The organism is Pseudoduganella sp. GCM10020061 (assembly GCF_042683405.1).
Taxonomy (GTDB): Bacteria; Pseudomonadota; Gammaproteobacteria; order Burkholderiales; family Burkholderiaceae_D; genus Telluria.
The window spans coordinates 350,351-364,808 of the sequence record NZ_JBHUJS010000001.1; the positions used below are offsets into that span (position 1 = coordinate 350,351).

Here is a 14,458-nt window from a genome sequence, read left to right on the forward strand (position 1 = left end):
AACAAAGACAAGACAAGACTACGGAGAAAAGAGACGAATGAAACGTTACCTCGTAAGTGCACTCGCACTGAGCCTGATCGCAGGCCTTGCCCATTCGGCGGACAGCGCCAAGAGCGGCGCCGCCAAGCCGATGACCAAAGCCGCCGCCAGCGCCGCGCTGTCCGGCATCGAAATGCAGCACGTGGACAAGGGCGTGCGCGCCCAGGACGACTTCTTCCTGCACCTGAACGGCGGCTGGATGAGGAACACCGAGATCCCGGCCGACCGTTCGAGCTGGGGCTCGTTCCACAAGCTGATCGAAGACACCCAGCCGAAGCTGCTGGCGATCATCGACGGCGCAGCCAAGGCCCCGAACAAGGTGGCCGGCTCGGACCAGCAGAAGATCGGCGACTTCTACGCCAGCTTCATGGACGAAGCGAAGCTGGAGCAACTGGGCATCCAGCCGCTGGCCGCCGAACTGGCGAAGATCGCCGCGCTCAAGGACAAGGCGGAACTGCCGGCCTACATGGCGCACGCGAGCAGCCGCGGCATCGCCGCGCCGTATGATTTCTACATCCACCAGGACGCCAAGGATTCGACCCGCTACGTGGCCGACATCGTGCAAAGCGGCCTGGGCATGCCGGACCGCGACTACTACCTGAAGGACGACGACGCCAAGCTGTCCGCGATCCGCACCGCCTACCTCGCGCACGTCGGCAAGATGCTGGCGCTGGCGGGCGACGCCAACGCCGCCGCCAACGCCAAGGCGGTGGTCGATCTCGAGACCGAACTGGCCAGGGCGCAGTGGACCAAGGTCGAGAACCGCGACCCGGTCAAGACCTACAACAAGGTCGAGATCGCGAAGATGGGCGAGATCGCCCCGGGCCACGACTGGAAGGCCTACCTCGACGCGGCCGGCATCAGCGCCAAGGCATCCTCGGTGATCGTCAGCCAGCCGAGCTACCTGAAAGCTTTCGCCGGAATCGCCGACAAGACCCCGCTCGAGACCTGGAAGACCTACTTCCAGTGGCAGGCGATCCGTTCGTATGCGGGCTTCCTGTCCAAGCCGTTCGCGGACGAGAACTTCGCGTTCTACGGCACCACGCTGTCCGGCGCCAAGGAGCAGCGTCCGCGCTGGAAGCGCGGCGTGTCGAGCGTCGAGACCGCGATGGGCGACCTGCTGGGCAAGGTCTACGTCGAAAAGCACTTCCCGGCCGAGTACAAGGCGCGCATGGAAGTGCTGGTCAAGAACCTGCTGGTCGCCTACAAGGACTCGATCAACACGCTGGACTGGATGAGCCCTGCCACCAAGAAGGAAGCGCAGGCCAAGCTGGCCAAGTTCACCCCGAAGATCGGCTACCCGAACAAGTGGAAAGACTACTCCGCGCTGACCGTGTCGAAGGACGACCTGGTGGGCAACGTGGCGCGTGCGCGTGCGCTGGCGCACAACCGCGAGCTGGCCAAGCTGGGCGCACCGATCGACCGCGACGAGTGGCTGATGACGCCGCAGACCATCAACGCGTACTACAACCCGGAACTGAACGAGATCGTGTTCCCGGCCGCGATCCTGCAGCCGCCGTTCTTCGATCCGAAGGCGGATGACGCGGTCAACTACGGCGCGATCGGCGCGGTGATCGGCCACGAGATCAGCCACGGCTTCGACGACCAGGGTTCGCAGTACGACGGTGACGGCAACCTGCGCAACTGGTGGACCGAATCGGACCACAAGAACTTCGGCGCCAAGGCTGACATGCTGGTCGCTCAGTACAACGGCTACAGCCCGCTGCCGGGCTACAACGTCAACGGCAAGCTGACGCTGGGCGAGAACATCGCCGACAACTCCGGCCTGGCGATCGCGTACAAGGCGTACAAGCTGTCCCTGAAGGGCAAGAAGGCACCGGTAATCGACGGCCTGACGGGCGAGCAGCGCTTCTACGCCGGCTTCGGCCAGGTATGGCGCAGCAAGATGCGTGAAGCGGCGCAGATCCAGCAGATCAAGACCGACCCGCACGCGCCTGGCGAGTTCCGCGCCAACGGCACGCTCAAGAACCAGCCTGGCTTCTACGAAGCGTTCGGCGTGAAGAAGGGCGACAAGATGTACCTGGAGCCGAAGGACCGCGTCATCATCTGGTAACGCCAGGCGTCCCTGGCCGGGTTGCACCCGGCAGGGACCAGGCTAAGCTAGCGAGAGAGAAGGGCAACGCACATCCGCGTTGCCCTTTTTTTGCGCCTGCGCCGGGCTAATCACCACGATTTTGGCGATATTTTTAAAGTATCACAGGGGCCATTTCGATACACCCAAAGTGTCACGGCTCGTCGCGCCCAAGGCGGAGGAGGCCACGGCCCCGTACTGGGTAGGGAAGGAGACGCCGCTTGCGCGCGACCTCGGCATCGATCCCAGCGTTCGCCGGGATGACGGGAATGCTGCGGCGCGAGTCCCGCTCGTGCGGCTGCCGCAGTCGTCCTGCCGGAACCACAGGACGAAAAAAAACCGCTCCGAAGAGCGGTTCCTTTTCCGGAGGCGCCGATTACTTCGAAGCGCCGACCATGTAGTCCACAGCCGCCTTGACGTCCGCGTCCGGGGCAGTCGAGCCGCCCTTCGGTGGCATCATGCCGCTCTTGCCCTGGAAGCCCTTGATCGCGTGATCGTACAGGGTTGCGTTGCCCTGGGCGATACGCGCGGCCCAGGCGGCCTTGTCGCCGACCTTCGGTGCACCGGCGATACCAGCGCCGTGGCAGGCCGCGCACGATGCGTCATAGACCTTCTTGCCGTCGACTGCTGGCGCTGCCGCCACGGGTGCGGTGGCTGGCGCGGCTGGCGCTGCGCCTGGTGCTGCCGCAGCGCGCGCCGCATCGGCGTCGAGTGCTGCTTCCGCTGCTGCCGGCGTTGGCGCTGCGTCAGCTGCCGCTGCAGGTGCTGCCGGTGCAGCTGGTTCCTGGAACTTGGCGCCCGACTGGTTTGCCATGAACACGACTGCGCGTGCGACTTCGTAGTTGTCCAGGTCAGGGTTGCCGCCCTTCGCCGGCATCGCGCGGATGCCTTCGATGGCGTGCTTGACGACGGTGTCGTAGCCTGCAGCCAGGCGTGGCGCCCAGGCAGCGGCGTCGCCGGTCTTCGGTGCGCCAGCGGCGCCGGAGCCGTGGCAGGCCACGCAGGTCGAGGTGTACACGGCTTCGCCGGTCTGGAACACGCGCGGCGCGTTCGGATCCGTCAGCGTGAAGCCTTCGTCGGCGACGGGCTTGATGCGGGCGGCGACCGCCTCGTTGCCGAGGGCTTCGGTGCCGGCGCCGGTCAGCTTGTTGGTCGTCACAAAGTGCACGATCAGGATGATGCCGATGACAATGACTGCAAAGAAGCCGATCACCGCGGCGATGAGCTGCTTGGGCGTCTTGATGGCGGATTCGTGTTCGTTATGTGCGTCGCTCATGATTTCCTTGGTACGTATGTTCGAAACTGTCGGGCGCCGGGAACCCTGAAGGGTCGCAAAGATGCGCCAAACCTATGATTATAGACGCAATCATATTGCCTGGGAACGCGTTTGGCCGGGTTTTCCACGCTTTTCATGGACGGGTGTGCGGAAAGAATGTATCCTTCGCATCTCTCCGCAACACCCCCGCGCGGCTGTAGCTCAGTGGATAGAGTATTGGCCTCCGAAGCCAAGGGTCGCTGGTTCGATCCCAGCCAGCCGCGCCACACTTCACCTTTCCAGGCAGAAAACGCAACAGCGGCCACCGCTGCCCGCCTCATGTCGCCCGGTTCTGATTTTTCCCATTTCGAGACAGTTTCGTGATGCCGCGCCCGCGTCCCTTGTTTGTAATCGGCGCTAGCCTAGACTGAAATACCGCAAGTGCAATACCGGCTTTGCGGCATCCGACGCCCGCCACGAGGCCGAGTCGGCGCGACGTCTGCCCAAAGAACTCTCTTTGTGAAGGAATGATCATGCGACGACTAACAACTACCATCATTCCCGCCTGTCTGCTGGCGCTTGCTGCGAGCGCCGGTGCGCAAACCCAGGCCTATCCCCCACCCGATACGGCGCCGATCTCGACCGTGAAAGTGACGCCTGCACAAAAAGGGGTCCGGCTCATGCCCGACGAGGTCAAGCAGATTGCCGGCAACTATGACATGGAGAATGGCTGGCAACTGGAAGTGCGCGGCAAGCCCGATTATATTGACGCGACCATCGACACCCAACCGTCGATGCGGCTCAGGGCCGTGTCGAAGAACAAGTTCGTCTCCGGCGACGGCAATGTGACGATGGAATTCAACCAGGGCGAGGCCGGCGATATGAAGATGAGTTACGTCCCCGACCCGAGCAAGCCATCGATGGTGTCGATCCCCGCACGGAGGGCCAAGCGCTGAACGCTGGTTCTTGATCCGAGCCAGCCGCGCCACGCGATCATCATCATTCCGACAACTTCCGCTCCTGCCTCGCGCCGCCGGAAAGCGTATATTCCAGCACATGGGATACCTTTGGCCTCAGCACGGGAGTGCAGATGTCGATTGGCGAAAAACTCGGCAGGATCAGGCATAAAGGCCGCGCGGCCGCACTGGCGCTGGCGTTGCTGCTGGGAGGCGCATACGCCGCGCGCCCGCTGCTGTTCGGGCCCGAGGTCAGGGTCTATCCGGTGGAGCGGCGCGAGCTGGTGCAGACGGTGGTGGCAACCGGCCGCGTCGAGACGCCGCTGCGGGTCGACATCGGCAGCCAGGTGACCGGCGCGATCGCGGCCATTCCAGTGGCCGAGGGGCAGGCGGTGAAGAAGGGCCAGGTCCTGATCGAACTCGAGCACGACGAGGCGCGCGCTGCAGTGGAGCAGGCGCGCGCTGCCGTGAGCCAGGCGCAGGCGCGCTTGCTGCAGGTGCAGCAGCTCGGTTTGCCGGTTGCCGAGCAGGCGCTGCGCCAGGCCGAGACCAATCTCGGCAACGCGCGCCGGCAGTATGAGCGCAGTCAGCAACTGTTCGCCCAGGGCTACGTCGGCCAGGCCGCCCTCGACGAGGCCCAGCGCAGCCTGGCGGTGGCGGAGAGCCAGGCCGCCAGCGCGCGCGCGCAGGCACGCAGCATGGCCGGGGACGGCAGCGACGTGCTGATCGCGCGCGCCAACCTGGCGCAGGCCCGTGCCGCGCTGCAGATGGCCAGGGTCAAGCTCGGCTATACCACCATCGTGGCGCCCGTCGACGGCGTGCTGATCGCCCGCAACGCCGAGCGTGGCGACGTGGTCCAGCCGGGCAAGGTGCTGATGGTGCTCTCGCCGCGCGGCCGCACCCAGCTGGTGGTCGACATCGATGAAAAAAACATCGCGCTGCTGCGCATCGGCCAGAAGGCGCTGGCCTCGGCCGATGCGTATCCGGCAGGACGCTTTGCCGCGCGCCTGGCCTATGTGAACCCGGCGGTCGATCCGCAGCGCGGCTCGGTCGAGGTCAAGTTCGACGTCGACAAGCCGCCGCCCTACCTGCGCCAGGACATGACGGTGTCGGTCGATATCGAGGTCGCGCGGCGCGCGAACGCGGTGGTGGTGCCGACCGAGACGCTGCGCGACAGCGCCGGGCGCGAGCCCTGGGTGCTGAAGCTCGACGGCCGCAGGCTGCGGCGCCAGCCGGTGACGACCGGCGTGAGCGGCTCGGGGAATACCGAAATCATCGCCGGCCTGAAGCCGGGCGACCTGGTGGCGCCGGCGGCCAATGCCGCGCTGGCCGATGGCAGCCGGATCCGGCCGGTCCGGTCGGCGCCCAACGAGCGCCGGCGGGGAGGGTGAGATGCCGTTCGAATGGATCGCGGCGGTCCGCTTCCTGCGCGAGGGCAGGATGCAGTCGCTGTTCATCATCGTCGCCGCCGCGATCGGCGTGGCGGTCATCGTGTTCATGTCGGCGCTGTTGACCGGGATGCAGGGGAACCTGTTCCGCCGCGTGCTGAGTTCGCAGCCGCACATCGTGCTCGAACGGCCGCAGGAGGCGGCGCGCCCGCTGCGCCAGCCGGAGCACGGACAGGCCGGCGCCGCCATCCTGCAGGTGCCGTCGCCGCGCCCGGACGTGATCGACCAGTGGCAGAAGGTGCGCGACGAGGTGCGCCTGCGCAGCGACATCCTGGCGGTGGCGCCCACCGTCAGCGGTCCGGCGTTCGTGGTGCGCGGCGCCAGCAGCCAGTCGGTCTCGGTGACCGGCATCGACCCCGAGCAGTACGCCCGCATCGTGCCGCTGCCGGAAAAGATCGTGGCCGGCAGCTACCGCATGACCACCACCGACGTGCTGATCGGCCAGACGCTGGCCAGCGACCTGGGCCTGCGGCTGGGCGACAAGCTGCGCCTGCAGGCGGCGGCCGGCCGCGCCGTCACGCTGAACATCTCCGGCATCGTCGACCTGGGCAGCCGCGGCGCCAACCAGCGCGCCATCTACGTGCTGCTGGCGACCGCGCAAAACTTGCTGGGGCTGACCGGCGGCGTCTCCAGCATCAACCTGACCGTGCCCGACCCGTTCGACGCCGAGATCATCGCGCGCTCGGTGGCCAACCAGACCGGGCTGGAGGCGCTCAGCTGGATAGCCAGCAACAACCAGTTCTTCCTCGGCCTGAACGCGCAAAAGATCACCAGCCAGGCGATCCGCGTGTTCGTCGGACTGTCGGTGGCGGCCGGGATCGCGAGCGTGCTGGTGGTGTCGGTGGTGCAGCGCTCCAAGGAGATCGGAATCCTGCGCGCGATGGGCGGCTCGCGCGGCCAGGTCATGCGCGTATTCCTGCTGCAGGGGGCGATCGTCGGCCTGCTCGGCTCGGTTGCCGGCTCGGCCATGGCGACGCTGCTGGTGGCAGCCTGGCGGATGCTGGCCAGGAATCCGGACGGCACGCCGATGTTCGCGCTCCAGATCAGCCCGGGCCTGTACCTGCTGACGGCGCTGCTGGCCACCCTTACCGGCCTGGTGGCGGCGGTCACGCCGGCGTTGCGCGCGGCCCGGATGCTACCGGTGGAGGCGATCCGTGGCTGAGGACGTGCTGCGCCTGGAAGGCATCACCAAGTCGTACGGCGTGGGCACGCCGGCGGCCACCGAGGTATTGCACGGGATCGACCTGCGCCTGCCGCACGGCGCGTTCGTCGCCCTGATGGGGCCGTCCGGTTCCGGCAAGAGCACCTTATTGAACATCATCGGCCTGCTGGACCGGCCCAGCGGGGGCAGGCTGTTCATCGACGGCCACGACACGGCCACGCTCGATGACGACGCGCTGACCCGGATGCGCGGGCACAGCATCGGTTTCGTATTCCAGTACCACTACCTGATCTCCGCCTTCACCGCGCTCGAGAACGTGATGATGCCCGAGCTGCTCGAGCGCGGGCGCCCCGACCAGGCCATGCGCGAACATGCGCTGCAGCTGCTCGAGCATGTCGGGCTGGCAGAGTGGCGCGACCACCTGGCCAACAACCTGTCCGGCGGGCAGCAGCAGCGGGTGGCGATCGCGCGCGCGCTGGCGCTCAACCCGCCGCTGGTGCTGGCGGACGAGCCGACCGGCAACCTCGATACCAAGTCCGCCGCCGCCGTGTTCGACCTGATGCGCCGCGTCAGCGCCGAGAACGGCACCGCCTTCCTGTTCGTGACCCACAACATGGCGCTCGCGCAGCGCTGCGACCGCATCGTGGAACTGGTGGACGGGCGCATCGTGGCCTGAGTCTCCCGGCGCGACCTTGCGCGAGCGCAGGGTCCGGATCCGGCCGCGTTTGTGGTAGCTCATTAGCCTGCGCTCTCCATGGCCGAGAATCGACGAGGCACGTTGCGTGCATTTCTCGTTGACGGGGGCGGCGCATGGACAAGTCAAAGGTGGTCGCGGTGGTGGGGCTGGGCTACGTCGGGCTGCCGCTGGCGGTCGAATTCGGCAAGAGGCAGCGCACGATCGGATTCGACCTGTCGGAGCAGAAGATCCGGAACTACCGGAACTTCGTGGACCCGACCGGTGAGGTCGATCCCGGCGAGCTGCGCGCGGCGGAGCACCTGGAAGTGACCACCGACCCGGCCGCGCTGGCGCAGGCGGACTTCATCATCGTCGCGGTGCCCACTCCCGTGGACATCGCGCACAATCCGGACTTCACGCCGCTGGCCGGGGCGTCGCGCTCGGTCGGGCGGCACATGAAGCGCGGCGCAATCGTGGTGTACGAATCGACCGTGTATCCCGGCGCGACCGAGGAAGTGTGCATCCCGATCCTGGAGCGGGAGTCCGGGATGATGTGGAAGCAGGACTTCCACATCGGCTTTTCGCCGGAGCGCATCAATCCGGGCGACCGCGAACACCGGCTCACGTCGATCAGGAAAGTGGTCTCGGGCGACGACGAGGCGACGCTGGAGGCGGTCGCGCAGCTGTACGAATCGGTCGTCACGGCCGGCGTGTACCGCGCGTCCAGCGTCAAGGTGGCGGAGGCGGCCAAGGTGATCGAGAACACGCAGCGCGACCTGAACATCGCGCTCATGAACGAGCTGGCCATTATCTTCGACCGCATCGGGGTCGATACGCTGGAGGTGCTGCAGGCGGCAGGCACCAAGTGGAACTTCCTGCCGTTCCGGCCGGGCCTCGTGGGCGGCCACTGCATCGGCGTCGACCCCTACTACCTCACGCACAAGGCCGAGATGATCGGTTACCACCCGCAGGTGATCCTGGCAGGACGGCGCATCAACGACGGCATGGCGAAGTTCGTGGCGGAGAAGACCGTCAAGGCGATCATCGGCGCGGGCTTCAACGTCAAAGGCGCGCGCGTGAACGTGGTCGGCCTCACTTTCAAGGAGGACTGTCCGGACCTGCGCAATTCGAAGGTGGCGGACATCGTGAGCGAGCTGCGTACCTACGGCGTGCAGGTGCACGTGCACGATCCGGTCGCGCCGGGCGCGGAGGCGCTGCACGAATACGGCATCGAGCTGGAACGCTGGGAGAGCCTGCCGCGGGCGGAGGCGATCATCGCGGCGGTGTCGCACAAGGAGCTGCTGGAGCGCCCGCTGTCCGATTACCAGGACAAGCTGAAGGAGGGCGGCTGCTTCATCGACGTGAAGGCGCGCTTCGACCGGCAGGCGCTGCGTGCGGCCGGCTTTTCGGTCTGGCGCCTGTGAACAGCCGCCTCGCCCGGCGGTACGGCTACATCCGGCGCGAGCTGGAAGGGCGCCGCTACCACTGGCTGGTCACGGGGGCGGCCGGCTTCATCGGCTCCAATCTCGTGGAGGCGCTGCTGGCGCTGGACCAGCGCGTGACGGGGCTGGACAATTTTGCGACCGGCTACCGCCACAACCTGGAGCAGGTGCGCGCGGCGACGGGCGAAGCGCAATGGGCCGGATTCCGCTTCATCGAAGGCGACATCCGGTCGCTGGAGGACTGCAGGGCAGCTTGCGAGGGTGTGGAGATCGTGCTGCACCAGGCCGCGCTGGGGTCGGTCGCGCGTTCGATCGAGGACCCCATCGCCACCAACGCCACGAACGTGGGCGGCTTCGTCAACATGCTGGCCAGCGCGCGCGACGCGGGCGTGCGCCGCTTCGTGTACGCGGCATCGAGCTCCACCTACGGCGACCATCCCGGCCTGCCCAAGGTCGAACAGCTGATCGGCCGGCCGCTGTCGCCGTACGCCGTCACCAAGTACGTCAACGAACTGTATGCGGACGTGTTCCACCGCTGTTATGGCATAGATACGGTCGGCCTGCGCTATTTCAACGTGTTCGGCCAGCGCCAGGACCCGGACGGCGCCTATGCCGCGGTCATTCCGCAGTGGCTGGCGGCGATGATCGGCCGGCGCGAGGTGGTCATCAACGGCGATGGCGAAACCAGCCGCGATTTCTGCTACATCGACAACGTGGTACAGGCCAACCTGCTGGCGGCCACCGTGCACTCGCCGGACGCGCTGAACCAGGTGTACAACATCGCGCTGGGCGAGCGCACCACGCTGCTGGAACTGTATGAGCTGATGCGCGAGCTGCTGGCGCGGCGCATGCCGCATGCGGCGACGCACAGTCCGCGCTTCGGCCCCTTCCGCGCGGGCGACGTGCGTCACTCGCAGGCCGACATCTCCAAGGCGCAGGCGCTGCTCGGCTACGCGCCCACCTACCACCTCAGGGACGGGCTGCACGAAGCGCTGGACTGGTACGTGCGCCATCTATGAACCCGGTCGCGGGATGGAGCTACGGTAGCGCCGCGCTGGCGTTCCTGCTGCTCGCCGCCGCAGTGGCGACGGTCTGGCGCGGCCGCCCGCACGGCCGCATGCTCGCCCTTGCCTGCATGTGCACCTGCGCCTGGGCTGCCGCCTGCGCTGCGGCGGCGCTGCTGGGCGCGCCGTGGACGGCCGTGGCGGACCTGCTCGAAGCGGTACGCGGCGCGGCCTGGACTGCCTTCCTCTTCATCCTGCTGGGCTACCGTGGCGAGCAGCGGGGCATCCTGATCCCGGTGGCCGCCGCGTATGCGCTGTACGCGCTGGCGGCGGGACTGCGCGAGGTGAGCGAGCCGGTGGCGCAGCTGGCCGGGACCCAGGCGCTGGTGCTGGCGCGCTTGGGATTCGCCGTGCTGGGCATGCTGCTGGTGGAGCACCTGTACCGCAACAAGACCGCGCAGCAGCGGTGGGCGATCAAGTTTGCCTGCATGGCGATCCTGGCGATGTTCGTGTTCGACTTCTACATGTACAGCGACGCGGCATTGCTGCGCGGGGTGAATCCGGACATCTGGGCGGCGCGCGGCTTCGGCGCGGCCCTGTGCGCGCCGCTGCTCGCGATCTCGGTCGCGCGCAGCGCGTCGTGGTCGACCGGCCTGTCGGTGTCGCGCAGCATGCTGTTCCACTCCGCGGCGCTGGCCGGTTGCGCGGTCTACCTGCTGCTGATGGGGACCGCGGGCTACTTCCTGCGCTATTTCGGCGGGCGCTGGGGGCCGGTGATGCAGCTGGCGTTCCTGTTCGGCGCCGGGGTCCTGCTGGCCGTGATCCTGTTTTCGGGCTCGTTCCGCGCCTGGCTCAAGGTCTTCATCAGCAAGCACTTCTACACCTACCACTATGACTACCGCGAAGAGTGGATGCGCCTGACGCGCGCCTTGTCCGAGCACGGGCACGGTGTCGCGGAACGCGCGATCCATGCGCTCGGCGCGCTGGTCGAAAGTCCGGGCGGCGCCTTGTGGGTTCGCCGCGATGACAGCAGGTTCGAGCTGGCGGCGCACATCAACACCACGCCCGCGCAGGAGGCGCTGCCTGCTGGCGATCCGCTGTGTATGTTCCTGGAGGCGCGCCAGTGGGTGGTCGACCTGCGCGAGCTGGCGGCCTCGCCGGGCGCGTACGACGGCCTCGCGATTCCGGCGGCGATCGCTGCCCTGCCTCGCGCCCGACTGGTCGTGCCGCTGGTGCTGCACGGGCGCCTGGCCGGCTTCATGCTGCTGCTGGAGCCGCGCAGCAGGATCGCGCTGAACTGGGAGGTGATCGACCTGCTCAAGATTGCGGGCAGCCAGGCCGCCAGCCACCTGGCGCAGCAGGAGGCGGCCGATGCGCTGATGGTGGCGCGCCAGTTCGAATCGTTCAACCGGATGTCCACCTTTATCGTGCATGACCTCAAGAACCTGGTCTCGCAGTTGTCGCTGCTCAGTTCCAATGCGCAGACGCACAGCGCCAATCCGGAGTTCCAGCGCGATATGGCCGAGACGGTCGCGCATTCGGTGCGCAAGATGAAGCTGCTGCTGCAAAGGCTGAGCCGCGGGGGCGCGCTGGAACGAACCGGCCCGCTGTCGATGGCGGAACTGCTCGGGCGCGCGGTGGCGCTCAAGGCGGCCTTCGAGCCGCGTCCCGTGCTGGCCTGCGAAGGCGACGCGGCAGTGCTGGCCGATGCCGAACGGCTGGAGCGGGTGGTCGGCCACCTGATCCAGAATGCCATCGAGGCGACGCCCAAGGAGGGCAGGGTGGCGGTGAGCCTGCGCACGGCCGGTGGCGAAGCGCTGGTGGAGGTGACGGATACCGGGGCCGGGATGAGCGAGGAATTCATTCGCGAGCGCCTGTTCAAGCCGTTCGAAAGCACCAAGGCTGCGGGCATGGGCATCGGCGCGTTCGAAAGCCGGGAGTACATCCGCGAGCTGGGCGGCCGCCTGGAGGTGTCGAGCCAGCCGCTGTGCGGCACTACTTTCCGGATTGCGCTGCCCTTGCACGAGGCTGGCCGGATCGGCGGGGCGGACGCGGCGTAGCACAGGCAACGATCAGCACCAGGAAGAACGCCAGCGTCAGGCGCGGCACGTCGAACAGGCTGTCGAACAGGCCGACCATCAGGAATCCGGTGAGCGCGGCAACGTACACCAGGGCGCTGGCGTCACCCCGCAGCGCGCGTCGCGCGAGCACGCCTGCGGCGGTGATGAGTACGAAGACCGCCGCCGCCAGCCCCACCCAGCCCATCTCGAACACGATATGCACCACGACGTTCTTGGCGTGCCACGGCAGGTGGCTGCGGTCGCTGCTGAAGAACCAGCCTTCATTCGCGCGCGAGAACGCGCCGTTGCGCACCAGTTCCTCGCGCGTGGACAGGTCGACCAGGCTCACGTTGTCAATATCGATGCCGCCTTCGGACCCGGCGGCCGCCAGTTCCAGCTGGGTGGGCGGCTGCAGGATTCCGATGGAAGGATTGGCCGGGACCGCGCGCAGGATCACGCTGTAGTGCCGCCACTCGTCGCCCGGCGGGCCGAGCCGGATGTGCGCGGCGGAGCAGTTCTGCGGGTACAGCAGCCAGCGCTCGCACACGGCCGCCTGCAGGACGGCTTTGGCGCTGTTGCGGCGGACATCGGCGCTGAACAGGTAGCGGCCACCGGCTGGCGCATCCACGCGCTGCAGGATGCGCAGCGCCTCCCCGTAGCCGGCCTGGTAGCGGGCGACGCCCAAGCGCAGGAAGCGGTTGGCATCGCCGGTATCGACAAAGCTGAACCTGCCCGGCGTCTCGCCGGCGCTGTTGCGCCAGTAGTAGGCCTCGGGATAGCTGCCAAGTCCCATGCCGAACAGGGAAGTGGCCGGATCGCGGTCCATCATCGCCAGCGAACCGGTCCAGTGCCGCACGCGCACGTCCAGGTCGCCGGCGGTGGTGGCGAAGCGGGTGCCGAGGTAGTAGCTGGCGGCGGCCGGTATCAGCGTGGCCAGCACGACGGCAAAGAACAGGGTGGCGGTGATGGCCGCGCGCGGCTGCCACAGGGTACGAGGCGTCATCTGGCTCACCGCCACGATCGTGACCGCCAGCGCCGCCACCGCCAGCGCAGGGGGCGCGGCATCCGGACCGCCCCAGTGGTGGGCGACTGCCGCCGCGCCGACTGCCAGCGCGGCAAACGCGGCCACCGGCAGCGCCGCGCCGTTCCTGCTGCGCGCCCCATACAGCAGCGGCGCTCCCGCGCCGAATGCGAGCGCCGAGACTGCAACGGCGATGTAGGAGCCTTTTTCCAGCAGCGCCGCCAGCATGCCCGCCGCCAGCACTCCGGCGACGGCGGCCCCCGGCGCGGCGAGGCGCGCCGGGCTGGCCGAGAGAATCATGGCCGCGACCATCAACGTAATCGATGCGCCCAGACCGCGGTAGCCGGAAGTGGCGAATACCCTGAACAACACCGTCGCCGTCAGTGCCAGCAGACCCGCTGCCAGCAGCAGGGCGCGAACGTCGAAGGCGCCGCGCCGCAGGCGATGCGCGGCAGCCAGGCCGCCGGCAGCCAGGGCCGCGCCGGCGAAGGCCAGGTACATGTCGCGCGAGAAGATCGCGAAGCTGGCGTAGCAGCCGAGCAGCAGCAGTCCCAGCGCCGCCAGATGCCGCAGCCGCGCGCCGGGAGCACCCAGCCACAGGCCGATGAACGGTAGCGAGAGCGCTAGGTAGGCATCGAGCGCGGCGCCGCCCGTGTGCATCGACGAGAACGGGCCGGTGGGGCGGTAGTCGGCCGCGAAATTGAGCAGGCCGGGGAACATGGCGCGCTCCCACACCACGGTGAGCGCCGTCATGCCCATCCCCGCCAGCATGCCGGGGACGAACCAGGCGCCGACGCTGTGCATGCCGTCACCTGCGGTGCGCAGGAACAGCGGCAGCAGGATCACGGCCCAGGCAAAGCCGGAATACACGCGCAGGGCGTTCCACGAGCTGAAGTAGCCGGCGAAGGCGTTGGCGTCCGCGGGCTGCAGCGGAAGCAGTCCTGCCGCCATGCTCGCGGTCCATGCGGCGGCGAAGAGCGCGAGCGCGACTGCCACCGGGCGCGGCAGCATCGCCTTTGGCGCATCGCGCGCGGTGCGCAGGTAGCCGACGGCGGCGGTGGCGAGCAGCAGCAGGTCGATCTCGCCCAGGTAGAACCAGCCGGTGTGCGGTGCGGCGTCGAACACCGGCAGCAGGGCGGGCACGGCGAACAGCCATGCGCGCGGGCGCCACCAGATCAGCAGCGCGTAACCGCCGAGCGCGGGCCAGACGATGAGCGGGTCGGCCGGGTAATGTGCCGCTGCGATGAGCAGGCAGGCCAGCAGGGCCAGGCCGGCGATCCGGAGCGCGGCAGGGCCCATGGCA

Annotated in this window: 10 protein-coding genes and 1 tRNA gene; 9 read left to right on the plus strand and 2 right to left on the minus strand. The window is 67.9% G+C overall.

From position 1 onward, the window contains the following. The first annotated feature begins 37 nt into the window (after positions 1-37). Complete coding sequence (locus ACFSQR_RS01535; protein ID WP_377727329.1) at positions 38-2,113, plus strand: M13 family metallopeptidase; 2,076 nt, start codon at positions 38-40, stop codon at positions 2,111-2,113. A 394-nt stretch (positions 2,114-2,507) separates the two neighbouring features. Here the strand turns inward: ACFSQR_RS01535 and ACFSQR_RS01540 are convergent, their stop codons facing one another. After that, a complete protein-coding gene (locus tag ACFSQR_RS01540; protein WP_377727331.1) occupies positions 2,508-3,407 on the minus strand; it encodes a c-type cytochrome in 900 nt (299 codons plus the stop codon). 190 nt (positions 3,408-3,597) lie between these two features. Here ACFSQR_RS01540 and ACFSQR_RS01545 point away from each other — a divergent pair. The 8 genes from ACFSQR_RS01545 (at position 3,598) to prsK (ending at position 12,134) form a co-directional block, all read left to right on the plus strand. Next, positions 3,598-3,673, plus strand: a tRNA-Arg gene (locus ACFSQR_RS01545). A gap of 246 nt (positions 3,674-3,919) precedes the next feature. After that, on the plus strand, positions 3,920-4,342 hold the full coding sequence (locus ACFSQR_RS01550) for a hypothetical protein (RefSeq protein ID WP_377727334.1): 423 nt from the start codon (positions 3,920-3,922) through the stop codon (positions 4,340-4,342). 134 nt (positions 4,343-4,476) lie between these two features. After that, complete coding sequence (locus ACFSQR_RS01555; RefSeq protein WP_377727336.1) at positions 4,477-5,733, plus strand: efflux RND transporter periplasmic adaptor subunit; 1,257 nt, start codon at positions 4,477-4,479, stop codon at positions 5,731-5,733. 1 nt (position 5,734) lies between these two features. Further along, entirely contained in the window at positions 5,735-6,952 is a 1,218-nt protein-coding gene (locus ACFSQR_RS01560; RefSeq protein WP_377727338.1) for an ABC transporter permease, read from the plus strand. Beyond that, the gene (locus ACFSQR_RS01565; RefSeq protein WP_377727341.1) at positions 6,945-7,628 is read left to right on the plus strand and encodes an ABC transporter ATP-binding protein; all 684 of its coding nucleotides are present in this window, start codon (positions 6,945-6,947) and stop codon (positions 7,626-7,628) included. Before ACFSQR_RS01560 ends, ACFSQR_RS01565 begins: the two co-directional genes overlap by 8 nt. 134 nt (positions 7,629-7,762) lie before the next feature. After that, entirely contained in the window at positions 7,763-9,052 is a 1,290-nt protein-coding gene (locus tag ACFSQR_RS01570) for a nucleotide sugar dehydrogenase (protein WP_377727343.1), read from the plus strand. Beyond that, complete coding sequence (locus ACFSQR_RS01575; protein WP_377727346.1) at positions 9,049-10,089, plus strand: SDR family oxidoreductase; 1,041 nt, start codon at positions 9,049-9,051, stop codon at positions 10,087-10,089. Before ACFSQR_RS01570 ends, ACFSQR_RS01575 begins: the two co-directional genes overlap by 4 nt. Further along, positions 10,086-12,134, plus strand: coding sequence for an XrtA/PEP-CTERM system histidine kinase PrsK (prsK, locus tag ACFSQR_RS01580; RefSeq protein ID WP_377727349.1), 2,049 nt, complete (start codon positions 10,086-10,088; stop codon positions 12,132-12,134). The genes ACFSQR_RS01575 and prsK overlap by 4 nt, the downstream gene beginning before the upstream one ends. Here prsK and ACFSQR_RS01585 read toward each other — a convergent pair. Next, positions 12,070-14,454: a hypothetical protein gene (locus ACFSQR_RS01585; protein WP_377727352.1), complete on the minus strand. Its 2,385-nt coding sequence runs from the start codon at positions 14,452-14,454 to the stop codon at positions 12,070-12,072. The two genes, prsK and ACFSQR_RS01585, sit on opposite strands and share 65 nt — an antisense overlap. Between the last annotated feature and the right edge of the window lie 4 nt (positions 14,455-14,458).